The organism is Martinezella tropici (assembly GCF_008370325.1).
GTDB classification, from domain to species: Bacteria; Pseudomonadota; Alphaproteobacteria; order Rhizobiales; family Rhizobiaceae; genus Rhizobium; species Rhizobium tropici_B.
In genome coordinates this window covers 67,231-89,975 of the sequence record NZ_VNIP01000010.1, presented here as the reverse complement: position 1 = coordinate 89,975, position 22,745 = coordinate 67,231, and the positions used below count along the sequence as shown (strand labels likewise).

At 59.4% G+C, this 22,745-nt stretch carries 26 protein-coding genes, 1 tRNA gene and 1 riboswitch; of the genes, 13 read left to right on the top strand and 14 right to left on the bottom strand.

What is annotated here, in order from left to right; translation table 11 throughout:
• Positions 1-174 precede the first annotated feature (174 nt).
• From gcvP to gcvT, 3 genes are read right to left on the bottom strand one after another with little or no spacing between them, the layout of a single operon-like run.
• A complete protein-coding gene (gene gcvP, locus FP026_RS19310; protein WP_149636238.1) occupies positions 175-3,039 on the bottom strand; it encodes an aminomethyl-transferring glycine dehydrogenase in 2,865 nt (954 codons plus the stop codon).
• Positions 3,039-3,401: a glycine cleavage system protein GcvH gene (gcvH, locus tag FP026_RS19305; RefSeq protein ID WP_149636237.1), complete on the bottom strand. Its 363-nt coding sequence runs from the start codon at positions 3,399-3,401 to the stop codon at positions 3,039-3,041. The genes gcvP and gcvH overlap by 1 nt, the downstream gene beginning before the upstream one ends.
• A 25-nt stretch (positions 3,402-3,426) precedes the next feature.
• Positions 3,427-4,563, bottom strand: a complete 1,137-nt coding sequence (gcvT, locus tag FP026_RS19300; protein WP_149636236.1) for a glycine cleavage system aminomethyltransferase GcvT — start codon at positions 4,561-4,563, stop codon at positions 3,427-3,429.
• 148 nt (positions 4,564-4,711) lie between these two features.
• Positions 4,712-4,799: riboswitch (glycine riboswitch) on the bottom strand.
• A gap of 168 nt (positions 4,800-4,967) precedes the next feature.
• On the opposite strand from gcvT, the gene FP026_RS19295 reads away from it, so the two are divergent.
• The 8 genes from FP026_RS19295 to FP026_RS19260 all read left to right on the top strand — a co-directional run bounded on the left by FP026_RS19295 (position 4,968) and on the right by FP026_RS19260 (position 11,303).
• Positions 4,968-5,501, top strand: a complete 534-nt coding sequence (locus FP026_RS19295; RefSeq protein ID WP_149636235.1) for a copper chaperone PCu(A)C — start codon at positions 4,968-4,970, stop codon at positions 5,499-5,501.
• Between the two features lie 185 nt (positions 5,502-5,686).
• Positions 5,687-6,685 (top strand): RluA family pseudouridine synthase, encoded by a 999-nt coding sequence (locus tag FP026_RS19290; RefSeq protein WP_149636234.1) that lies wholly within the window; start codon positions 5,687-5,689, stop codon positions 6,683-6,685.
• On the top strand, positions 6,682-7,335 hold the full coding sequence (locus FP026_RS19285; protein ID WP_149636233.1) for an HAD-IA family hydrolase: 654 nt from the start codon (positions 6,682-6,684) through the stop codon (positions 7,333-7,335). Before FP026_RS19290 ends, FP026_RS19285 begins: the two co-directional genes overlap by 4 nt.
• A 9-nt stretch (positions 7,336-7,344) precedes the next feature.
• Complete coding sequence (locus tag FP026_RS19280; protein WP_149636232.1) at positions 7,345-8,130, top strand: ATP12 family chaperone protein; 786 nt, start codon at positions 7,345-7,347, stop codon at positions 8,128-8,130.
• Positions 8,131-8,199: 69 nt separating this feature from the next.
• The gene (locus FP026_RS19275; RefSeq protein ID WP_149636231.1) at positions 8,200-8,670 is read left to right on the top strand and encodes a hypothetical protein; all 471 of its coding nucleotides are present in this window, start codon (positions 8,200-8,202) and stop codon (positions 8,668-8,670) included.
• A gap of 63 nt (positions 8,671-8,733) precedes the next feature.
• A complete protein-coding gene (locus tag FP026_RS19270; RefSeq protein ID WP_149636230.1) occupies positions 8,734-10,266 on the top strand; it encodes an acyl-CoA carboxylase subunit beta in 1,533 nt (510 codons plus the stop codon).
• A gap of 121 nt (positions 10,267-10,387) precedes the next feature.
• Positions 10,388-10,780: a DoxX family protein gene (locus FP026_RS19265; protein ID WP_149636229.1), complete on the top strand. Its 393-nt coding sequence runs from the start codon at positions 10,388-10,390 to the stop codon at positions 10,778-10,780.
• 136 nt (positions 10,781-10,916) lie between these two features.
• Positions 10,917-11,303 (top strand): DoxX family protein, encoded by a 387-nt coding sequence (locus FP026_RS19260; protein WP_149636228.1) that lies wholly within the window; start codon positions 10,917-10,919, stop codon positions 11,301-11,303.
• A 7-nt stretch (positions 11,304-11,310) separates the two neighbouring features.
• Here FP026_RS19260 and sugE read toward each other — a convergent pair whose 3' ends face one another.
• The 6 genes from sugE to FP026_RS19230 form a co-directional block, all read right to left on the bottom strand.
• A complete protein-coding gene (gene sugE, locus FP026_RS19255) occupies positions 11,311-11,625 on the bottom strand; it encodes a quaternary ammonium compound efflux SMR transporter SugE (RefSeq protein WP_149636227.1) in 315 nt (104 codons plus the stop codon).
• A gap of 146 nt (positions 11,626-11,771) precedes the next feature.
• Positions 11,772-12,608: an S-formylglutathione hydrolase gene (gene fghA, locus FP026_RS19250; protein ID WP_149636226.1), complete on the bottom strand. Its 837-nt coding sequence runs from the start codon at positions 12,606-12,608 to the stop codon at positions 11,772-11,774.
• Positions 12,605-13,069: a YaiI/YqxD family protein gene (locus tag FP026_RS19245; RefSeq protein ID WP_149636225.1), complete on the bottom strand. Its 465-nt coding sequence runs from the start codon at positions 13,067-13,069 to the stop codon at positions 12,605-12,607. Before FP026_RS19245 ends, fghA begins: the two co-directional genes overlap by 4 nt.
• Positions 13,070-13,143: 74 nt before the next feature.
• The gene (locus FP026_RS19240; protein ID WP_149636224.1) at positions 13,144-14,271 is read right to left on the bottom strand and encodes an S-(hydroxymethyl)glutathione dehydrogenase/class III alcohol dehydrogenase; all 1,128 of its coding nucleotides are present in this window, start codon (positions 14,269-14,271) and stop codon (positions 13,144-13,146) included.
• Between the two features lie 162 nt (positions 14,272-14,433).
• Positions 14,434-16,443 carry an acetyl-CoA carboxylase biotin carboxylase subunit gene (locus tag FP026_RS19235; protein WP_149636223.1) on the bottom strand — a complete coding sequence of 670 codons (2,010 nt, stop codon included), beginning with the start codon at positions 16,441-16,443 and terminating at the stop codon, positions 14,434-14,436.
• An 80-nt stretch (positions 16,444-16,523) separates the two neighbouring features.
• Positions 16,524-17,459 (bottom strand): DMT family transporter, encoded by a 936-nt coding sequence (locus tag FP026_RS19230; RefSeq protein WP_188112633.1) that lies wholly within the window; start codon positions 17,457-17,459, stop codon positions 16,524-16,526.
• 218 nt (positions 17,460-17,677) lie between these two features.
• Between FP026_RS19230 and FP026_RS19225 the strand changes: the two genes are divergently transcribed.
• On the top strand, positions 17,678-18,100 hold the full coding sequence (locus FP026_RS19225; protein WP_149636222.1) for a helix-turn-helix domain-containing protein: 423 nt from the start codon (positions 17,678-17,680) through the stop codon (positions 18,098-18,100).
• Positions 18,101-18,118: 18 nt separating this feature from the next.
• Here FP026_RS19225 and FP026_RS30290 read toward each other — a convergent pair whose 3' ends face one another.
• The gene (locus tag FP026_RS30290; RefSeq protein WP_188112632.1) at positions 18,119-18,496 is read right to left on the bottom strand and encodes a hypothetical protein; all 378 of its coding nucleotides are present in this window, start codon (positions 18,494-18,496) and stop codon (positions 18,119-18,121) included.
• The gene (locus FP026_RS30610) at positions 18,393-18,608 is read right to left on the bottom strand and encodes a hypothetical protein (RefSeq protein WP_149636220.1); all 216 of its coding nucleotides are present in this window, start codon (positions 18,606-18,608) and stop codon (positions 18,393-18,395) included. Before FP026_RS30610 ends, FP026_RS30290 begins: the two co-directional genes overlap by 104 nt.
• 54 nt (positions 18,609-18,662) lie before the next feature.
• On the opposite strand from FP026_RS30610, the gene FP026_RS19210 reads away from it, so the two are divergent.
• A complete protein-coding gene (locus FP026_RS19210) occupies positions 18,663-18,860 on the top strand; it encodes a hypothetical protein (protein ID WP_149636219.1) in 198 nt (65 codons plus the stop codon).
• Positions 18,861-18,905: 45 nt separating this feature from the next.
• Here FP026_RS19210 and FP026_RS19205 read toward each other — a convergent pair.
• Positions 18,906-18,990 (bottom strand) — tRNA-Leu (locus FP026_RS19205).
• A gap of 238 nt (positions 18,991-19,228) precedes the next feature.
• Here FP026_RS19205 and lipB point away from each other — a divergent pair.
• Entirely contained in the window at positions 19,229-19,945 is a 717-nt protein-coding gene (lipB, locus tag FP026_RS19200) for a lipoyl(octanoyl) transferase LipB (RefSeq protein WP_149636218.1), read from the top strand.
• Between the two features lie 124 nt (positions 19,946-20,069).
• On the opposite strand, the gene FP026_RS30285 is transcribed toward lipB, so the two are convergent.
• A complete protein-coding gene (locus FP026_RS30285; RefSeq protein WP_188112631.1) occupies positions 20,070-20,210 on the bottom strand; it encodes a hypothetical protein in 141 nt (46 codons plus the stop codon).
• A gap of 648 nt (positions 20,211-20,858) precedes the next feature.
• On the opposite strand from FP026_RS30285, the gene FP026_RS19195 reads away from it, so the two are divergent.
• Positions 20,859-21,398 carry a hypothetical protein gene (locus FP026_RS19195; protein WP_432444135.1) on the top strand — a complete coding sequence of 180 codons (540 nt, stop codon included), beginning with the start codon at positions 20,859-20,861 and terminating at the stop codon, positions 21,396-21,398.
• 61 nt (positions 21,399-21,459) lie between these two features.
• Here FP026_RS19195 and FP026_RS19190 read toward each other — a convergent pair whose 3' ends face one another.
• Positions 21,460-21,954, bottom strand: coding sequence for a peptide deformylase (locus tag FP026_RS19190; RefSeq protein ID WP_149636216.1), 495 nt, complete (start codon positions 21,952-21,954; stop codon positions 21,460-21,462).
• 385 nt (positions 21,955-22,339) lie between these two features.
• On the opposite strand from FP026_RS19190, the gene FP026_RS19185 reads away from it, so the two are divergent.
• Positions 22,340-22,729, top strand: coding sequence for a MerR family transcriptional regulator (locus FP026_RS19185; RefSeq protein ID WP_112343126.1), 390 nt, complete (start codon positions 22,340-22,342; stop codon positions 22,727-22,729).
• Positions 22,730-22,745 lie beyond the last annotated feature (16 nt).

Here is a 22,745-nt window from a genome sequence, read left to right as displayed (position 1 = left end):
AAGTGAAATTCCGGTTGTTCCGGCATAAATCTGAATTCCAAGGCCCCATTGCCGCGTCATCAAAAACGCCGCGCATCCGGTAGGACGCGCGGCGTTTTCATAGACAAGTTTCGCAATAGATTTATGTCTGTTTCCAGCGAAGCGACTGAACCGCTTCGCTTTTTTGCAAAAATCCTATTCGGCTGCTTCGGCGTAGGATTCCAGCGGCGGGCAGGTGCAGATCAGGTTGCGATCGCCATAGACATTGTCGATTCGGTTGACCGGGGACCAGTATTTGTCCACGCGGAACGCGCCGGGCGGGAAGCAGGCCTGTTCGCGCGAATAGGGACGATCCCATTCGCCGACGAGATCTTCCACCGTGTGCGGAGCGTTCTTCAGCGGGTTATCGGTCTTGTCCATGCGGCCGTCCTCGATGGCGCGGGCTTCCTCACGGATTGCCAGCATCGCCTCGCAGAAGCGGTCGATCTCGGCCTTCGTTTCCGATTCGGTCGGCTCGATCATCAGCGTGCCGGCAACCGGCCAGCTCATGGTCGGTGCGTGGAAGCCGCAATCGATGAGGCGTTTGGCGACATCGTCGACCGTCACGCCGGCGCTTGCGACCAGCGGGCGCGTGTCGATGATGCATTCATGCGCGACACGTCCCGCCTTCGACTTATAGAGCACGTCATAGGCGCCCTTAAGCCGCGCAGCGATATAGTTGGCGTTGAGGATCGCCACCTTCGTCGCCTGCGTCAGGCCTTCGCCGCCCATCATCAGGCAGTAGCTCCAGGAGATAGGCAGGATGGAGGCCGAACCGAAAGCTGCCGCCGAAACCGCACCGCTGCGGCCATCCGTTTCCGGATGACCGGGCAGGTGAGGCGCCAGATGCGCCTTGACGCCGATCGGGCCCATGCCGGGACCGCCGCCGCCGTGCGGGATGCAGAAGGTCTTGTGCAGGTTCAGGTGGCTGACGTCAGAGCCGATATCGCCCGGACGCGAGAGGCCGACCATAGCGTTCATGTTGGCGCCGTCGAGATAGACCTGACCGCCATGCTTGTGCACGAGATCGCAAATTTCCTTCACTGTCTCCTCGAAGACGCCATGCGTCGAAGGATAGGTGATCATGCAGCACGAGAGGTTGTCGGCATATTGCTCGGTCTTGGCGCGGAAATCGGCCATGTCGATATCGCCGTCGTCGCTGACCTTGACGACCACGACCTTCATGCCCGCCATCTGCGCCGAAGCCGGGTTGGTGCCGTGCGCGGAGGTCGGGATGAGGCAGATGTCGCGATGACCCTGACCATTGGCAATGTGGTAGTTGCGGATGGTCAGGAGGCCGGCATATTCGCCCTGCGCGCCGGAGTTCGGCTGCATGGAGAAGGCGTCGTAGCCGGTAATAGCGCAGAGCTTGTCCGTCAGATCATCGATCATTTCGCGGTAGCCGAGCGCCTGGTCGGCTGGCACGAACGGATGGATATCCGAAAATTCCGGCCATGTGATCGGCAGCATTTCCGCCGTCGCATTGAGCTTCATGGTGCAGGAGCCGAGCGGGATCATCGAACGGTCAAGCGCGAGGTCGCGGTCGGAGAGGCGGCGAATGTAGCGCGTCATCTCGCTTTCGGCGCGGTTCATGTGGAAGATCGGATGCGACAGGTATTCGCTGGTGCGCAGCAGGGTCTTCGGGAGGCGATAGGACGGTTCGAAATCGGCAATGCGGAAATCGCCGCCGAAGGCGCGCCAGACGGCTTCAACCGTTGCCGGGCGCGTGCGTTCGTCCAGGCTCAGGCCGATCTTCGTTTCACCGACCTTGCGAAGGTTCACCCCTTCGGCCACAGCCGCGCGCAGGACGAGAGCCTGCATGTGACCGACCTCGACGGTGATCGTGTCGAAGAAGCTTTCCGGCTCGATGGTATAGCCGAGCTTTTCCAGCCCCTTGGCCATCAGGACGGCCTTCTGGTGAACCTGTTGGGCGATCGCCTTCAGACCTTGCGGACCGTGGAAGACCGCGTACATGGAGGCCATGACGGCGAGCAGCACCTGGGCGGTGCAGATATTCGACGTCGCCTTTTCGCGACGGATATGTTGCTCGCGGGTCTGCAACGACAGGCGATAGGCGCGATTGCCACGCGCATCGACCGAAACGCCGACGAGACGGCCGGGCATGGAGCGCTTGTAATCGTCCTTCACGGCCATATAGGCGGCATGCGGGCCACCATAGCCAACCGGAACACCGAAGCGCTGCGAGGAGCCGATGGCGATATCCGCGCCCATTTCACCGGGAGATTTCAAAAGCGTCAGGGAGAGGAGGTCGGCCGCGACGATGGCGATTGCGCCGGTCTGGTGCAGGCGTGCGATCAGGCCGGTGAAATCGTTGATGTGACCATGCGTGCCCGGATACTGGAAGATCGCGCCGAAGACGTCGACGGGATCGAGATCCGTAAACGGATTTCCGACGATAACGGTCCAGCCGAGCGGCTCGGCACGGGTTCTGATCAGCGCGATGGTCTGCGGATGGCATTCGGCATCGACGAAGAAGGCTTTTGCCTTGGATTTCGCGACGCGTTCCGCCATCGCCATGCCCTCGGCCGCGGCGGTCGCCTCATCAAGCAGGGAGGCGTTGGCGACATCGAGACCCGTAAGGTCGCTGATCATCGTCTGGTAGTTCAGCAGCGCCTCGAGGCGGCCCTGGCTGATCTCAGGCTGGTAGGGGGTATAGGCCGTGTACCAGGCCGGGTTTTCCAGGATATTGCGCTGGATGACCGGCGGCGTGATCGTGCCGTAATAGCCCTGGCCGATAAGCGAGACGAGAACCTTGTTCTTGTTGGCAGTCTCGCGAAGCCTGTCGAGCGCCTCGCGCTCCGTCATTGGCGCGCCCCAGGAGAGCGGCGTTTTCTGGCGGATGGCCGGCGGCAGCGTCGCGTCGATCAAGCCGTCGAGGCTTTTATAGCCGATCACGCCAAGCATGTCGGCCATCTCGGAGGGGGACGGGCCGATATGGCGACGATTGGCGAAATCGTATGGCTGATAGTCGGTGAATTTGAATTCCGTAGGCGTCGTCATTATCCGATCAACTCCTTGTAACCGGATTCATCAAGAAGACCATCAAGATCCCCAACGTTCTTCAATTTGAGCTTGAAGAACCAGCCGGCACCCATCGGATCGGAATTGACAAGGGCCGGATCGGCGGTGATGGCTTCGTTGACCTCGGTGATTTCTCCGTCGAGCGGGCAATAGACTTCGGACGCCGCCTTGACGGATTCGACGGTTGCCGCGTCGTCGCCCTTGGAGAAGCTGGCGCCGACTTCGGGCAATTCCACGAAAACGAGGTCGCCGAGCTGTTCGGCCGCATGCGCCGTGATGCCCACGATTGCGACATCGCCCTCGACCTTCAGCCACTCGTGTTCTTCGGTGAATTTCAGCATGGATAATCCTCTCTGGAAAAGACGTTCAGCGTTTGTAGGTGGGTTTGATGAAAGGCAGGGCGCTGACGGCGACGGGTAAGTATTTGCCGCGCACTTCAGCGTAGATGGTGGTGCCGGGGGCGGTGAATTCGGTCGGCACATAGCCCATGGCAACCGGGGATTCGATGCTCGGGCCGAAGCCGCCAGAGGTGACTTCGCCGATCTCCGTCTTGCCTTCGGCATCGGCATAGAGCTTGGCGTGACCGCGCACCGGTGCCTTACCCTCGGGCTTCAGCCCGACGCGGCGGCGCGAGGTGCCGCCATCGAGTTCGCCGAGAATACGGGTTGCTCCGGGAAAGCCGCCGGCGCGTACACCACCGGTCCTGCGGGCCTTCTGGATGGCCCATTCGAGCGCGCCTTCGATTGGCGTCGTCGTTTCGTCGATGTCGTTGCCATAGAGGCAGAGGCCGGCCTCGAGGCGCAGCGAGTCACGGGCGCCAAGGCCGATCGGCTGGACGTCCGGATGCTCCAGCAGCCGCTTGGCGATATCCTCGGCCTTGTCTAGTGGTACGGAGATTTCGAAACCGTCTTCGCCGCTATAGCCGGAGCGGGACACGAGGCAGGAGACGTCGTGGAGGCGACAATGGCGCACGTCCATGAATTTCATGTGGGCTATATCGGCCCAGAGCTCGGCAAGCACGTCGACGGCGCGCGGTCCCTGCAGGGCGATGAGGGCGCGATCGAGTAATGTAACTTCGCAGCTATCGCCGATATGCTCTTGAAGATGCTTGAAATCCTGCTCTTTGCAGGCGGCGTTTACGACGACGAAAAGATAGTCATCCATGTGGGCGATCATCAGGTCGTCGAGGATGCCGCCCTTGTCGTCGGTGAAGAAGCCATAGCGCTGGCGATTTTCAGCAAGGCCGAGAATATCCACCGGCACCAGGCTTTCGAGTGCCAGCGCTGCATCCTCATATTTGCCGGAGCGGGCGCGGATCGTCACCTGACCCATATGCGACACGTCGAACAGGCCGGCGGAAGATCGAGTCCAAAGATGTTCCTTCAGCACGCCGGGCGCATATTGCACCGGCATATCGTAGCCTGCGAACGGCACCATGCGGGCACCGAGCGTCAGATGCAGGGCGTGAAGGGGTGTTGTTTTAAGGGCAGCGGTCTCGTCCAAATGACGCCTCCGGGTTTTGCGCTCATCTCGAAGCGCAGAGCTCACACTTTCGGCGCGACTGCGCCTGACGATGAGCCCCCTCTGTCTGTTTGCCTGAGATTGTTATCCCTTCGGCGAACGCTTGCGCGCTTCTCTCCAGAGTTCCGTCTGCCCCTTGCTGGTCCTTTGGCCTGAGAGTTTCCGGGGCGGTTGCTCCTTCGGCACCGGCTTGCGCCGGATTCTCCCAACAAGGTCGATTGCCATTATCCGGTCGTGGCCAAAGATGGCAAGGGGCAAATGTCGCCGCTGAACAAATTTTTGTCGCGCCGATCAATCCTGCGTTCCCTAATGATTACGGGCCTTTGCAACTGTCATGGGAGAGGCTATCCCTTCTGGTCGATTGAGGAGCCGGGCAGGAGATGACAATGAACCGCAACCACGCCGCCGCATTGCTGATTTCGATTGGTGCATTTTCATTGTTCTTTAGCGAGGCGATGGCGCAGGACAGTGGCGCGATGAAATCCATGCCTGGAATGCACATGGACGCCGGCACAGCGCCTTCGGGCTCCGCTGCGGCGAAACTCGGCGATCTCGATATCAGCGGCGGCTATGTTCGCGCCATGCTACCTGGCCAGCCCGTGGGCGGCGGTTACATCACCATCCATAACGGCGGCACCACCGACGACAAGCTCACCTCCGTGACTTCTTCCTCCGCCGGGAAGGTGGAGCTGCATGAGATGAAGATGGATGGTGAGATCATGAAGATGCGCGAAATCAAGGGCGGCATCGCCATTCCCGCTGGCGCCACGGTGACGCTTGCGCCCAATACGATGCACATGATGTTCAAGCAGGTAAAGGCGCCCTTCAAGCAGGGCGGCACGGTGCCCGTGATGCTGATGTTCGATAAGGCGGGCATGGTCGACGTCAATCTGCCCGTCGTCTCGGCCAAGGGAAACTGAGCCAGAAAATTATCCTTCCGTATAATTCCGGTTTCCACTTTTCCTCGAAATGCTCTAAAGCCACGTCAAAAGGCCAGGAAATCTCCGGCCACGGGGCTGATGGTCCTGTCGTTTGAATTCGCATGACCCGCCCAAAGCGCGTTGCCGCTTTCCCGGGACATGCCGCGGTGTTTGAAAGAAGAAGAATGGCCGGGATTGAGCATATTAAGGTCGAGCCTGACGAGGCCGGCATGCGCCTCGACCGCTGGTTCAAGGTGCATTTTCCGGGACTCGGCTTCGGGCAATTGCAGAAGCTGATGCGTTCCGGACAGGTGCGTGTCGATGGTGGCCGTGTGAAGACGGATGCGCGCGTGCAGCCGGGACAGACGGTGCGCGTGCCGCCGCTCGATGTCGATGCAAAGGGAGCGAAGAGCGGTCCGATCGCGGGCAATGACCTCAAACATTCCGGCGATGCCGAGCTTCTTGCGCGCATGCTGCTGCATGAGGACGATAAAGTCTATGTGCTGAACAAGCCGGCCGGCCTTGCTGTGCAGGGCGGCTCCGGCCTGACCCGTCATATCGACAAGATGCTCGAGGCATGGACGAGCAAGAAGGGCGAGAAGCCGCGCCTGGTGCACCGTCTCGACCGCGACACATCGGGTGTGCTCGTCGTTGCCCGCACCCGCGGTGCCGCGCAGAAGCTGACTGCGGCCTTTCGCGAGCGCGACACCAAGAAGACCTATTGGTCGCTGGTCAAGGGCGTGCCGCGCAAACATGAGGACAAGATCTCCACCTGGCTGGTGAAGGAAGCGACGCCGGATGGCGACCGCATGCGCATCGCCAAGCATGGAGAGGAGGGCGCCGATCACGCCATCTCCTATTATCGCGTGCTCGAGACCGCAGCGCAGAGCCTCGCCTGGCTGGAAATGGAGCCCTATACCGGCCGTACCCACCAGCTGCGTGTCCACGCGCTGCATATGGGCCATCCGATCATCGGCGATCCCAAATATTTCGATGACGATCCGAACTGGGATTTTCCGGGTGGTGTCCAGAAGCGCCTGCATCTGCATGCGCGCCATATCGATATCCCGCATCCGAGCGGCGGACGCCTGCGCGTCACCGCGCCTTTGCCGCCGCACATGGTGCAGACCTGGAACCTTCTCGGCTTTGATATGGAATCGGCAGGGGAGCCGGACGACGAATGAGGCTGGTCCTTTTCGATTGCGACGGCACGTTGGTCGACAGCGCGCGGCTGATCCACGAGGTTATGGCGCGAACCTTTGTCGCCTTCGGCTATAAGCGTCCGGATGTTTCGGCCACCAAGTCGATCATCGGCCTGACGCTTGATATCGCCATTGCCCGCCTGCAGGGCAAGCCGCATGTCGACGACGAAGCGATCGCGATGACGGCGCATTACAAGTCGATCTTTCCCGACGTACGGGACGAGGCGGACATGCAGACGCCGCTCTTCGACGGCATCAAGCCGCTGATCGAGACGCTTGCGGCCCGCGATGAACTGTTGATCGGCGCGGTGACGGGTAAATCCCGCCGCGGCTTGACCCATATCCTTGAGGTCAACGATTTCACGCCCTATTTCATTGTCTCGCGCACCGCCGACGATTGCCCATCCAAGCCGCATCCGGCGATGGTGACGGAATGCTGCGACGAAACCGGCATGGATCCCCATGACACGATCGTGATCGGCGATGCCATCTATGACATGCAGATGGCGAAGGCGGCAGGTGCGACTGCCATCGGCGTCGCCTGGGGCTATGCTTCCGTCGAGGAGTTGCTGGCAGCCGGAGCCGATGCCATAGCCCACCATCCGAACGACTTGTTGAGCCATATTCTCTGAGGTGACGCCATGCGCGACCTGTTGAACGATCTTTCCGAAGGTCTCAGCCATCCCGATCCGATCCGCCGTGCGCAGATCCAGATGAAGAAGCCGCTGCCCAAGCGCTTCTACAAGGATGTGACGATCAGCGCGGACGAGGGCGGTCACGCCATTGCTCTCGACGGCAAGGTGGTGAAGACGCCGGCGCGGCATTCCCTGGCCCTGCCGACAGAGGCGCTTGCTAAGCTTGTAGCCGCCGAATGGGCGCGTCAGATTGATGTCATTGATCCCGCGACCATGCCTGTGACGCGCCTCGTCAACACGGCCATTGACGGCGTTGCGACGGGGAGCCAGGCCGTATTCGACGAAATCGTCCGCTTCTCGGGCAGTGATCTGCTCTGCTACCGCGCCGACGGTCCTGAGCGGCTCGTCGAGCGGCAGTCGGAGCGCTGGAATCCGGTGATCGAATGGGCGGCGCGCGACCTCGGTGCCCGTTTCATCCTGGCCGAAGGCGTCATGCATCAGGAGCAGCCTAGGGAAGCGATCACAGCCTTCGCCGCCGCCTTGCGCAAGTTCAATACGCCGATGGAACTTGCGAGCCTTCACACGATTACGACGCTCACCGGTTCGGCGATCCTGGCTCTGGCCTTTGCCGAAGGTTTCCTGCCGCTTACCGACGTCTGGTCGCTTGCCCATCTCGATGAGGACTGGACGATCGAGCATTGGGGTAGCGACGAGGAGGCCGAGCTGCGTCGTGCACAGCGTTTTGAGGAATTTCAGGCCGCGACCGATGTTTTTTCCGCGCTTCGCAGTTGAACATTGTTGATTTCCAGTCCTTTATATCGATCTTCGTGTCTTAAAAGTTCGTAGGTCTGGACGGATATCATGTCGTGGTTGAGGTCGGGTGCCGCTTCGGCGCTCGTGGGATGTTTGGCACTGGTCGCCTGCTCAAGCTGGTCCGTCGACCCTCCGCCTCCAACCTATGCCGTGCGCAGCGCGAGCGTCGTCGCCGATCAGGCTCTACCTCCGATATCGCCGGCGCTGGTTGCCGCCGTCAATGATCGCGTGAATGCGGCGATCGCCGCAACGGCCTATAGCCAACCCTTGCCCCAGGTCGCAATCACCGTGCGGCTGACCGATGTTCGCAAGGCGCGCGGCTTCAACCGTGACCGCAATAGCGTCAAGGTCAATATCGACGCGGCGGAACTGGACGGTGGCGCGGTGGTCGCCATGGCATCTTTCGAGACTAAAACCACCGCCCCCGATCCGGCCACGGCAGATGAGCTGATGGCGGAGGATATCGCGGCGCGCGTCCGCTCCATCTTTTCACTGACTACGCCGCGGCTAGCGGATTGAGCCGGCAGCTTCAAACGGTGCTTGCGTCGTGCTAATCCCAAGCGGTGAAGGAGAGAAGACCGCATGAAGGAAATCCTGCAGGAACTGGAACGTCGTCGGGAGGTCGCAAGACTCGGAGGCGGGCAGGCGCGCATCGATGCGCAGCATGCGCGCGGCAAGCTGACGGCGCGCGAGCGCATCGATATTTTTCTAGACGAGGGTTCCTTCGAGGAATTCGATATGTTCGTCGAACATCGCTCGACCGATTTCGGCATGGACAAGAGCAAGATCGCCGGCGACGGCGTCGTGACGGGATGGGGCACGGTCAACGGGCGTACTGTTTTCATTTTTGCCAAGGATTTCACGGTCTTCGGTGGATCTCTTTCGGAAGCACATGCGGAAAAGATCACCAAGGTGCAGGATATGGCGCTGAAGAACCGGGCGCCGATCATCGGTATCTATGACGCTGGCGGCGCCCGTATCCAGGAGGGTGTTGCAGCGCTCGGCGGCTATGCCGAGGTGTTCCAGCGCAATGTGCTGGCCTCCGGCGTTATTCCGCAGATCTCCATCATCATGGGCCCCTGTGCCGGCGGCGACGTCTATTCTCCCGCCATGACGGATTTCATCTTCATGGTGCGTGACACGTCCTACATGTTCGTCACCGGGCCGGATGTGGTGAAGACCGTCACCAATGAGACCGTTACCTCCGAGCAACTCGGCGGCGCCTCGGTGCATACGACGAAATCCTCGATCGCAGATGCGGCCTACGACAATGATGTCGATACGCTGCTGCAAGTGCGTCGCCTCATCGATTTCCTGCCGCAGTCGAATACGGCTGTCGTGCCCGAGATCGAGTGCTATCAGTCCGTGACGGAGCCGGACAACTCGCTCGACACGCTGATTCCGGCCAATGCCAACAAGCCCTACGACATCAAGGAACTGATCCTGAAGGTGGCGGACGAGGGGGATTTCTTCGAGATACAGGAAAGCTTCGCCAAGAACATCGTCTGTGGCTTCGGTCGTATCGAGGGTGCCACGGTCGGCTTCGTCGCCAATCAGCCGATGGTGCTGGCCGGCGTTCTCGACAGCGATGCATCGCGAAAAGCGGCGCGTTTCGTGCGCTTCTGTGACTGCTTCAATATCCCCCTCGTCACCTTTGTCGATGTGCCCGGCTTTCTGCCGGGAACGGCACAGGAATATGGCGGGCTGATCAAGCACGGCGCCAAGCTGCTCTTTGCCTATGCCGAAGCCACCGTGCCGAAACTGACCGTCATCACACGCAAGGCCTTCGGCGGCGCCTATGACGTGATGGCTTCGAAGCATCTGCGCGGCGACCTCAACTATGCCTGGCCGACAGCGCAGATCGCCGTCATGGGTGCCAAGGGTGCCGTCGAGATCATCTTCCGCAAGGACATTGCCCATCCGGAAAAGATCGCAGCCCATACCAAGATGTACGAGGATCGCTTCCTGTCGCCTTTCGTCGCGGCCGAACGGGGCTATATCGATGAAGTGATCATGCCGCGTTCGACGCGGCGGCGGCTGGCGCAAGGGCTTAGAATGCTGCGCAACAAGGATCTGACCAACCCCTGGAAGAAGCACGACAACATTCCGCTCTGAGTACGTGACAACAAGTCACGGATTTCACACGGAAAATTGATTGGACGTCAGAAGCCGTGTTTTCATGTTCCGAGCAGGTCGCTTTATTGCTTCCTGCACGGAGTTGAAACTGGAGTTTAAAATGGCGCTTTCCGATCGGCTGAATCAATATCAGCCCTATGCTCTTACTGTATTGCGTGTGATGACCGGCCTGTTGTTCATCGAACACGGCTTGCAAAAGCTTATTGGCTTTCCGGCCGGCGGCCAATTTCCAAGCCCCTTGCCGACCTTGATCCTGGTTCAGGGGATCATCGAAGTCGTCGGCGGATTGGCGACAATCGTCGGTTTCTTTACCCGGCCGGTCGCATTCATTCTCTGCGGCAATATGGCGGTCGCCTATTTCATGGCCCATTCACCGAAGAATTTCTTCCCTGCCAACAATGGCGGTGACGCAGCGATCCTCTACTGCTTCGTCTTCCTGTTCCTGATCTTCGCAGGTCCGGGTCTTCTGGCGCTGGATAACAACAAGAAGTAATCCGCCTATTCGCCGGGCCTGGCTATCGCCGGGCCTGGCGAATAAATATGGCTCTCGCGTGTTAATTCCGTTGTCAGCGGAGCGAGAGCACTTTCGACAGGATCTCCTTCGCATTCCCTTTCGAACGGAGATATTTATGGCACTTTCAGAGCGTTTGTCGCCTTATCAGTCTGCAGTTCTCGCAATTCTGCGAATCGTGACGGCCCTGTTGTTCATCGAACATGGCACACAGAAGCTCTTCGGTTTTCCGCCGGCACCTTACGCCATCACGACGCTGTTTTTCGTTGCGGCAATCATCGAGTTCATGGGCGGTATCCTTATCCTGCTCGGTCTATTTACCCGCCCAGTCGCCTTTCTCCTCAGCGGCGAAATGGCGATCGCTTATTTCATGGTGCATATGCAGATCGATTTCTTCCCGGCCAACAATCAGGGCGATGGCGCGGTGCTGTTCTGCTTCATCTTCCTGTTTCTGGTATTTTCGGGCCCTGGAAAATGGGCGCTGGACAATCGCCAGCGCCAATGACCGTTTGTTAGGCGGCAAGCTTCAGGCCTGCAATGCCGGTCACGATCAGGCAGATGCAGAGCAGCCGGATGAAAGTCGCGGGATCGCCGAGCAGCCATATGCCAAGCAGAACCGTGCCAACCGTACCGATGCCGGTCCAGACCGCATAGGCCGTGCCCATCGGTAGGGTTTTTACAGCAAGGCCTAGCAGCACCACGCTGATGATCATGGAAATGACGGTGAGGACCGTTGGCATCGGCCGGGTGAATCCGTCGGTATATTTGAGGCCGACCGCCCAGCCTATTTCAAACAAGCCTGCGAGGAAAAGCAGGAACCAAGCCATTTTACGCTCCTTTGTTAAGAGCGAGGCCGTCCCCGCGATGGCTACGGCCGGCAATGTCTACCGGCCGCCGCAGTCGTCTGCGCATTGGCTATATGCTTTTGCCGAAGTCATTTTTCAAGGCAAACCGCATGGCAGCCCTGCCACATTCACCTTGTCAGGCGTTCGGCATGCCACTTGAGATGATCATCCATGAAGCTGGAGATGAAGTAGTAGGAATGGTCGTAGCGCTCATGCATGCGCAGTGTCAGGCCGATATCGGTGCCCTTGATCGCCTCTTCAAACAGCCAGGGACGGAGGCCGTTTTCGAGGAAGCTGTCGGCCTTGCCCTGATCGATCAGGAATTCGGGGAAGCGGGCACCGTCTTCGACAAGCGCGCAGGCGTCATAGCGGCGCCATGCGGCCTTGTCACTGCCGAGATATTTCTCAAGCGCAGGAGCCGACCAATCCGCCGTCGAGGGCTGTACGATCGGGGCGAAAGCCGAGCAGCTCTTGAAGCGCTCCGGGTTCTTCAGCGCGATCGTCATGGCGCCGTGGCCGCCCATCGAATGGCCGAAGATGCCCTGGCGGCTCATGTCGGCGCGGAATTGCTTGGCGATGAGAGCGGGCAGCTCCTCGGTGATGTAGCTGTACATCTGGTAGTTTTCGGCCCAGGGCGTCTCGGTGGCGTCGAGATAGAAGCCGGCGCCTTTGCCCATTTGCCAATTGGTCAGTTCATCCGGCACGTCATTGCCGCGTGGGCTGGTGTCCGGGCAGACGACGATCAGGCCGAGCTCGGCGGCCATGCGGCGATACTCGCCCTTTTCCATGACGTTGGCATGGGTGCAGGTGAGGCCGGAAAGATACCAGAGGACGGGGCGGGGCTCCTTGATCGCCTGCGGCGGCACGAAGACGGCAAAGGTCATCTCGCATTTGCAGGCTTCGGACTCGTGCGAGAAGACGCCCTGCATGCCGCCGAAGGCGGTGTTCTGGGAAATGATGTTCACGGCTGGCCTCCAGGCGTTTGATAAGTTTTTGAACGCCGGCAAAGCCGGTCGAAGGTTTCGAGAAAGGCGGAGCGGTCCCGCGGCGAGAAGGCGGCGTTGTAACCCTTGCTTTCGCCGGTTTCGCGAAGATGCGCGCCGAGATCGCGCATGGCCGTGGCCATGCCGATATTCGTCTTGTCGAAGATGCGGCCGGTCGGCCCCGTCACCAGCGCTCCAGTGGCAACGCAGCGGCCGGCAAGCGGCACGTCGGCCGTCACGACGATGTCTCCGGTGCTGGCATGCTCGGCGATCCAGTTGTCGGCGGCATCGAAGGCGTTGGAGACGATGACGTTATGCACCATCGGGTCCCGCGACGGTCGCAGCCCGGAATTGGCGACGAATGTCACCTCGATGCCATGGCGCTGGGCAACTTTCAGGATCTCCGGCTTCACCGGGCACGCGTCGGCGTCGACATAAATCATGATATCAAGTCTTTTCAGCTATATACGGCGCATTCCTCATGCGCCGTATATGTGCAGTCGAGTGGGTTTCAACGTCAATAGACGACGACGCCCCTGACGCTCTTTCCGGAGTGCATGAGGTCGAAGCCCTTGTTGATGTCTTCGAGCGGCATGGTGTGGGTGATCATCGGATCGATCTCGATCTTGCCTTGCATGTACCAGTCGACGATCTTCGGCACATCGGTGCGGCCGCGAGCGCCGCCGAAGGCCGTGCCCATCCAGGTGCGGCCCGTCACCAGCTGGAACGGCCGCGTCGAGATCTCCTGGCCGGCCCCTGCAACGCCGATGACCACAGACTTGCCCCAGCCGCGATGCGAGGCTTCGAGCGCCTGGCGCATCACCCTGGTGTTGCCGGTGCAGTCGAAGGTATAGTCGGCCCCGCCGATCTGGTCGGCACCACGCTTCGTCATGTTGACGAGATAGGGCACGATGTCGTCGCCGACCTCCTTCGGATTGACGAAATGCGTCATGCCGAAGCGCTCGCCCCATTCCTTCTTGTCATTGTTGAGATCGACGCCGATGATCATGTCGGCGCCGGCAAGCCGCAAGCCCTGGATGACGTTAAGCCCGATGCCGCCGAGACCGAAGACGATCGCCGTTGCCCCCATCTCCACCTTGGCGGTGTTGATGACCGCACCGATGCCGGTCGTCACGCCACAGCCGATATAGCAGATCTTGTCGAAGGGGGCGTCGGGATTGACCTTGGCGACGGCAATCTCCGGCAAGACCGTGTAATTGGCAAAGGTCGAGCAGCCCATATAGTGATGGATCTTGTCCTTGCCGATCGAGAAGCGCGAGGTGCCGTCCGGCATCAGGCCTTGCCCTTGCGTCGAGCGGATCGCCGTGCACAGATTGGTCTTGCGCGACAGGCACGACGGGCATTCGCGGCATTCGGGCGTGTAGAGCGGAATGACGTGATCGCCTTTCTTCACCGAAGTGACCCCCGGCCCGACATCGACGACGATGCCGGCACCCTCATGGCCGAGGATGGCCGGGAACAAGCCTTCCGGATCGGCACCCGACAGCGTGAAATCATCGGTGTGGCAGATGCCGGTCGCCTTGACCTCGATCAGCACCTCGCCGGCCTTCGGCCCCTCAAGCTGAACCGTCATCACTTCAAGCGGCTTGCCGGCAGCAACGGCTACCGCGGCGCGAACGTCCATGATCTCATCCCTTCTTGCTATGATTTTGGTCGTGGCGACATTGGCACGGGCGTGTAGAATGACTCAAGCCAAAATCAGACACTTAGCGTCGCAATTATCATGTTTTAGCCGAGCGTTCGCCACGCATCTTTTCCGATCTGGTTGCCATACCGAGTATCGGAATCAGGCAAATTCCATGATCACGGCATCGACGGCGAGGCTCTCGCCCGGCTTGGCGTTGATCTTGCCGACGACCAGGTCACGTTCGGCGCGCAAGACATTTTCCATCTTCATCGCCTCGACGATCGCAAGCGTCTCGCCCGCCTTGACTTCCTGTCCCTCGGCAACAGCAATGGCGACGACCAGGCCCGGCATGGGGCAGAGCAACAGCTTCGACGTGTCGGGCGGCAATTTGACGGGCATGAGCTTGTCGAGCTCAGCCTGCCGCGGGGTGAATATCTTGGCCCTGACGGAAATACCCTGCCAATCGATGCGCAAACCGTTCAGCGCGGTGCGGATCTGGGCGGTCAGCTTGCGGCCGCCCACGGTGCCGACCCAGACGGTATCGCCGGGACGCCAGTCGGTTGAAACGGTCACAGTCTTGCCGCCCAGCTGCATATCCATCTCGAAGGGAATGATTACCACGCCCTCCAGCAGAGCCACGGGCAGGTAATCCGTACCGAGCTTGACGATCCAGTTCTCCGGCAATGGCCCGGCCGTAGGACGCAAGCGATCGGCATAACGCTCGCGACGGTTGGATTCGGTCAGACTACAGGAGAGGGCGACTGCGGCGAGAAGCGCTGTCTGATCCTCATCCGGCGTCACGGGCGCGAAACCATCAGGATATTCCTCGGCAATGAAGCCGGTGGAGAGGTTGCCCTCGCGCCAGCGCGGATGCTTCATCAGCGCGGAGAGGAACGGCATATTGTGCGCGATGCCGTCGACGACGAAACCATCCAAGGCTTCGCCCATCGCCTCGATCGCCTCCAACCTGGTTGGAGCCCAGGTGCAGAGCTTGGCGATCATCGGATCGTAATACATGGAAATCTCTGCACCCTCGAAGACGCCGGTGTCGTTGCGCACGACCGATTTTTCCGTCCTCGTCTCGCGCGGCGAGCGATATCGCGTCAGGCGGCCGATAGAGGGCAGGAAGTTGCGATAGGGGTCTTCCGCGTAGAGGCGGCTTTCGACCGCCCAGCCGTTAAGCTTGATATCCGCCTGCTTGAACGGCAGCTTTTCGCCGGCGGCAACACGGATCATCTGCTCGACCAGATCGATCCTGGTCACGAGTTCCGTCACCGGATGCTCGACTTGCAGGCGGGTGTTCATTTCGAGGAAGTAGAAATTCCTGTCGCGATCGACGATGAATTCGACGGTGCCGGCGCTTTGATAATCGACCGCCTTGGCCAGCGCCACGGACTGTTCGCCCATGGCCTTGCGCGTCGTTTCGTCGAGGAACGGCGAGGGCGCTTCTTCCACGACCTTCTGGTTCCGGCGCTGGATGGAGCATTCACGCTCGCCGAGATAGACGACATTGCCGTGCGCATCGGCCAGCACCTGGATCTCGATGTGCCGGGGATCGACCACGAATTTCTCGATGAAGACGCGATCGTCGCCGAAGGAGCTTTTCGCTTCCGAACGGGCGCGCTCATATCCGTCGCGTACCTCGTCCTTGCTCCAGGCGATGCGCATGCCCTTGCCGCCACCACCGGCGGACGCCTTGATCATGACGGGATAGCCGATGTCGCCGGCGATCCGCTCGGCATGATCGGCGTCATCGATGATGCCGAGATGACCCGGAACGGTGGAGACCTTGGCGGCGTTGGCGAATTTCTTCGATTCGATCTTGTCGCCCATGGCCTCGATCGCCTTCGGCTTCGGGCCGATGAAGACGATGCCTTCCTTCTCCAGCGCCGCGCAGAAGGCGGCACGCTCGGAGAGAAAACCGTAACCCGGATGAACGGCTTCGGCGCCGGTCTCTTTGCACGCGGCGATGATCTTCTCAGCGACGAGATAGCTTTCAGCGGCAGGCGCCGGACCGATATGGACGGCCTCATCGGCCATTTCGACATGCAATGCGTCCCGATCCGCATCGGAATAGACGGCGACCGTCAGGATACCCATCCGGTGCGCGGTCTTGATCACGCGGCAGGCGATCTCGCCGCGATTGGCGATCAGGATCTTCTTGAACATGCAATCTCCGCCCAAATACTCTATTCAGTCAGTGTTTTAGCCATAAATTGCACCGTCGGTCCATGCGAAGATATCGGCGCTCACGCGGTTTTTTCCGTTCGCGACTGAACGCGTTCCCGCCAGATGATGAAGAGGCCGGAGCTGACAATGATTGATATGCCGATCCATTTGGAAAGATTTGGAAAATCACCGAAGATCGCGTAGCCAAGAATGGTGGCGGAAATTATCTCGAAATATTGGAATGGGGCGAGGAGCGAGAGCGGTGCCAGCCGGAAGGCTCTCACGACCAACATATGCGCGTAGCCGGATGTCGAGCCCAGAATCAGCAAAAGGATGAGCCCGAGCACGGAGGCGGGCAGGGAAGGTTCGAAATCTGTGATGCCGGCGGATGCACCGGCAAAAAGCGCGAATGCCATGAACAGCGTGCCGCCCGCGCCCGCCATGATCTGCATCGTCAGCGGTGAATCCGCTTCGCCCACGGCGCGGTTCATGAAGAGATAGAGCGCATAGAGAAAAGCACAGGCGACCGGCAGCAATGCCTTCAGTCCGAAGATCGCAAAACTCGGCTGGATGACGATCATGGCGCCGCCGAAGCCGATAACGATCGCCAGCCACCGCCTCCAACCGACCCTATCACCAAGAAACAAGGCGGAAAGCGCCGTCAGCATGAAGGGTTCGACGAAATAGATCGCAAAAACATCGGCAAGCGGCATGTATTTGACCGCAGCGAAAAAGAGCAGGCTCGCAGCGCCATGCAGAGCGCCGCGCAGCAGGTTCATCCAGGGACGCTTTGCCGAGAAGGCCGACCGCCCGGTTGCAGTCGCGAGCAGCGGCAGCATGCATACGAGCTGAAAGAAGAAGCGATAGAAGGTCACCTGGCCCGGCGACATGCCTTCGAAGCTCGCCATGTATTTGGCAATCGCATCCATCGTCGGCAGCAGCAACATGGCGCTCGCCATGATCGTCATGCCCCTAAGCGGATTCTGTTGTGTGGAGACGACGGGAGAAACGGACATGGACAGACATCAAACACAGGAACGGCATGCAATCAAGGCGCGATCAGGAGCGGGTCGCAAGACGCGGAGACAGTCGCCGCAAAACGTCGCACTTTTCCAATTGGGACACATCGCGGTGGCAGGATGACGCCCTTAGACCTATCTGGAGCTTTGGAAACGGCTAAAACATAAATGCGCCGCGCAAGATCGCTGGCGCGACCAGGAAAGGGATCGCACCGATGTTCAAACCAGAACAAGAGACGACCGTTTTTTCGGATGAAGGCGGCGATACGCTTGGCGGGCGTCTGTCCATGGCCCGCGATGCCGCGGGAATCAGTCTCAAGACGCTCGCTGGACAGCTCGGTGTCAGCGAGGAGACAATGCTCGCATGGGAATCCGACCGCGCCGAACCCAATCCGTCCGCTCTGGTGAAGATGTCGGCTCTTTTCGATGTTTCTCCGACATGGCTGATGACCGGATCGGGTGACGGACCCGGTGAGGATAGCGACGAGCGTGCGCTGGAAGCCGTCAGGAACGAGCTTTCGCGGCTGCGTACGGCCTATCAGGAAATCGGCCGGCTAATCGAAACAACGACTCAACAACTCGAGCGGCTCGATCATCAGATCCGGCTGCGCAATCTCAGCAAGGACGTGGCGCATTGAGCGCGGCGCTGGGCATTTCTAGCTCAGGCGGGCAATCGTATCGTCGAGGTTGTCGATCGCGAGTTGTTCGCGGGCGATCATACCGTCAAGATCGATAACCTCTCGGATCTCTTTTGCGCTGACGCCCTGCATCTTCATCGCCAGCAGTTCGTTGCGATGGGCGATCTTTTCGCCTCTGATTTTGATAAGCTTCAAGCGAAAATCATCATTCATCTCAAATCCCTCCGTTTGGAATGAAGTATCCGCCATTTCCGGACTGCCATTCGTTCTCCAGGTTCGTCCCCCTTCGATCTCAGTCGTGTCCCCGGCCGCGATAGGTGGTTGGAACACCGGCTTTCTCATGGCATCGCGCGAGAGTTTCCAGCCACTCCGCCAATCCGGTCGGGACTTCAGCATTTCCGGCTTCCAACGCCTCCACCCATGACAGGTCACATTGCAGAGCGCTCGCCAGATTGATGGGCGTCCACCGGATATGCAAAAGGCATTCTGAAAAGCGTTCCGGTGTCATGCATCCTCCCCATGTCTGAAGAATTCACGGTGCCAGAGAGGGGCGCGAAGTCAAGTGACCATGGAAATCCGAATACTGTTCCTGCCAAGCAGGGCAGAAGAACTGCATCTCGACATGAATTTCGCGAGCAACTTATTTGGGCCGAAGGCGCAGTACCGCAATATTCCCGGCGTTTTGATCGGCCTGCGGGCTGTCAGCGGAACGGACGATGGCATGCGAAGCAAATGTCGTGCTGAAACAAACTTTGGCTAAGCCTTGTTTGAAAAACAAAAAACCCAGCCTAAGCCGGGTTCTTTTTGGTGCGGTCGAGAAGACTCGAACTTCCACGGGTTGCCCCACAGCGACCTCAACGCTGCGCGTCTACCAATTCCGCCACGACCGCATCGTGGTAGGCCGGATTGCTCCGGCGCGGCTGCATGTAGCAAAAGCATTCGGGGGGCACAAGAGCGATGTGTCAGTTTTTTTAAATTCCTTCACAGCTCCTCCGATCGCGCTCGTCCCGATGCGATGGAAACGCCTTAGATGTTTGAATTCCCGCCCGATTAGCGCCATATGTGGACAACTCGCAGGCCGCGGTGGATTTCCACATAAGCGCCCGGCGGCACGCAAAGGACTGCCATATGCTTCGCACCGAACTTTCTCATCAAATGTTCCCCGTCCACGGTACGCCGCCCGTTCGCTGGCGGATCAGCGATGGCCTCGTGCCTTATGAAGAGGCCGTTGCCACGATGGAGGCGGAAGTCGCCGCCATCGCCGAGGGGCAGGCGGCTGAACTGGTGTGGCTGGTCGAACATCCGCCGCTCTATACCGCGGGCACGAGCGCTGATGCCGCCGATCTTATCGAGCCGGATCGGTTTCCGGTATTTGCGACCGGACGTGGCGGTGAATATACCTATCATGGGCCGGGTCAGCGGGTGGCCTATGTCATGCTGAACCTCAAGTGTCGGCGGCAGGATATCCGCGCCTTCGTGGGCGCGCTTGAAGAAGTCATCATTCGCACGCTCGATTCGATGAATGTGCGCGGCGAGCGGCGCGAGGATCGAGTCGGAGTATGGGTCCGGCGGCCGGAGAAGCCGGTGCTGCCTGATGGCACCGTGGCGGAAGACAAGATCGCGGCTCTCGGCATCCGCGTGCGCAAATGGGTGACGTTTCACGGCCTTTCGCTGAATGTCGATCCTGATCTCGGTCATTTCACCGGCATCATTCCCTGCGGCATTTCCGCTTACGGCGTTACCAGCCTCGTCGATCTCGGCCTGCCGGTCATGATGACCGATGTCGACATTCGCCTTCGCGATGCCTTCGAGCAGGTCTTCGGAGAGACGGTCAACGACACGTAAAATCGCTTCCCAAGCGCCTTCACGCGATCCGAGACAGCTATTCCGATTTCAACGTCGAAGCGGGGCAGAATCAGCCAGCTCGCCCGATCGACCGCTGCCGCCCTCACAAGCAAGGCTCTTGAGCTTATTCTTCGGCAGGCACGACAAGGTCATCCGGCTTGCCAAGCTTCGCTTTCTCCGGATGATCCTTCTCGTCTTCCGCCTTGAGAAGATCATGTAGCTGCTGATCGCTGAGTATATTGTCTCGATTGTCATGCGAGGCCATGTGAGAACTCCTTGACCTCTGCAGGCGAGAGCGCCGCATCAGCAACTCTCAGCCGCCGGCGCCTACGGATTCGGTAACCAGCGATAAGGCAACCTACGCACATTGAAGGGCCAAGGCGAATCATTTTAGGCAAATCATTTTGGCTGATGGATCCCGTCGCATGGGATGCCTGCCAAGAAAAATGCCCTGGAAGGGAGAGCATCCAGGGCATAGAGAGGGGAACTGCCAAGAAGAGAGTAGGGCGACATGCCCGCACTTCAAGCCCCGGATCTTGCGATAGGTTGTATCGCGCCCACAATCGCTTCCATCTATAGCGCGACATCGGCCATTGCGCGTCAGTAGTTTCACGCTCAATGCAATTGCAGCCGAGCGCTTCGCTGACCAGCGAGTGGGATAACCGGCACGCCATTGCGCCAAATCGGCATCTTGGTCTTATCAGCCTACAGTTGAATCCGACACTCCCTCGGCCCGCCACCGGTGATTGTCGACCCTGCCAAGCCTCTCTTTTCGATGGCTATTTTTGTACAGTTTGCGTTCATGTTCGTCCGCATATGGTGTTTCTCGTCGCCCCCGGAAATCGCGCGTCGATTGACAATCGATTGGGACGATACGATTAATAGTTTCGACATTCGTCATAGAGCGGAGGAAATGCCAATGACTAGTCGTGCCATTCTGTTGATGTCTTTTGCGTCTCTTGCAGTTGTAGGTTCGATGGGCCTCGCTTCTTCGGCTTCTGCGCTAACCATGAAAGAGTGCAGCGCCAAATACCAGGCGGCCAAGACCGCTGGTACCTTGAACGGCCAAAAGTGGAACGACTTCCGTGCAACGCAGTGCAGCGCCGATGCCAGCGCCACCACGACGGCACCGGCAACCACAGCACCGGCAACAACGACGCCTTCCAAGACGGCAAAGACGACCGCTGCCGCCAAGGTAGACGCCAACGAGCCCGATGCCATGAAGCCGCCTGCAAGCGAGCCGGCAAAGCCGACGACGGCTGCCCCGGCCGGCGTAACCTTCCCGGCAAAGGTCGATGCCAAGTATGCCAGCGAAACGCCCGGCAAGGGCCGCTTCCACACTTGCGTCGACTCATACAATGCCGCTAAAGCCAGCAATTCGCTCGGCGGCCTCAAGTGGATCCAGAAGGGCGGTGGCTACTACAGCCTCTGCAACTCCAAGCTCAAAGGCTGATTACATATCCAGCCACTTGCAGAACGGGCGCCTTCTTGGCGCCCGTTTCGTTTTAGCGATATCAGTTCCGCATCTTTTCCCATTTCTTTACAAGGCGATCACGCTTGAGCTTCGAAAGTCGCTGAAGCCAGAAGATTCCGTCCAACTGGTCGATTTCGTGCTGAACGCAGATGGCGAGAAAATCATTCGCTTCCGCGTCATGTGCCTCACCTGAAACATCCTGATAGCGGAAGCGGATTGATTTGGGCCTGACGATCTCTTCTGTCGCTCCAGGCATGGAAACGCTGCCTTCCGTCTGCTGCATGGTCTCTTCCGAGAACCAGAAAATCTCCGGATTAATATAGGTGCGCACGCCATCCTCGCGGCTGAGTTCTATCACCACGACTCGGCTGAGGACTCCGATATGGGGGCCGGTGATGCCGATGCCGGGAGCGGCGCGCATCGTATCCAGCAGGTCGTCGACGAGCATTCGCAGATTATCGTCGAAAACGCTCACCGGGTCGCAGGCGGTCCGCAGCAGCGGATCGGGAAAACGGATGATGGGGCGGGCGGGCACGGCACTCTCTATAAATGGAAGGACATATGCAGGTTATGAGGATAAAGCCAGGATGGCGGCAATGCCACTACCTCGCCAGTCCATATTATAAGCTGGGCAAAACAAGCATGAGTCCTTGGAGCGTGATGCCGTTTGCCGGCACGAGGCGATCGCTACATTGAGGCTTTTCGCATTGCCGCTATATCGATTCGGGCAGAAGTTTTGTGGGTAGGCACTTAATTTTGTGCCCCGCAGTCATCGATTTTAGCTGGCATTTCGTTCTCCGTGGCCCTGCGAGCTGACGATTGTGCTGCGCTTGTGGCCGGGGAAGACGCAATAAACCAGTGAAAATTGACTATTACGTAAAAGTCAATATTATGCTGGCTCAGCAGATAGGGGCGGATTCTTGGTCGACGGATATTATAGCATAACGGAGCTTACTCGGGAATTCGGGGTTTCGACTCGAACCTTGAGGTTCTATGAGGACGAGGGCCTCATTCATCCCGAGCGTAAGGGGCGCACGCGCTTGTTCCGGCCCGCCGACCGACGCCTCATCGCTGAAATCCTGCGCGGCCGCCGCATCGGCTTCACTATTGCTGAAATCCGCGAGATCATTCAGGTCTACAAGGAACCGCCGGGCGAGATCGGTCAGCTGAAGCTGCTGATGAAGCGTGTCGATGAAAAGCGCGACGAATTGCGCCAGAAGCGCAAGGATATCGACGACACGCTGAGCGAACTCGACAATGTCGAAGAAGCCTGTCTCGGACGCCTCGCCGAAATCGGCGTCGGGACCTGAGCGCGGGCTAACCGCA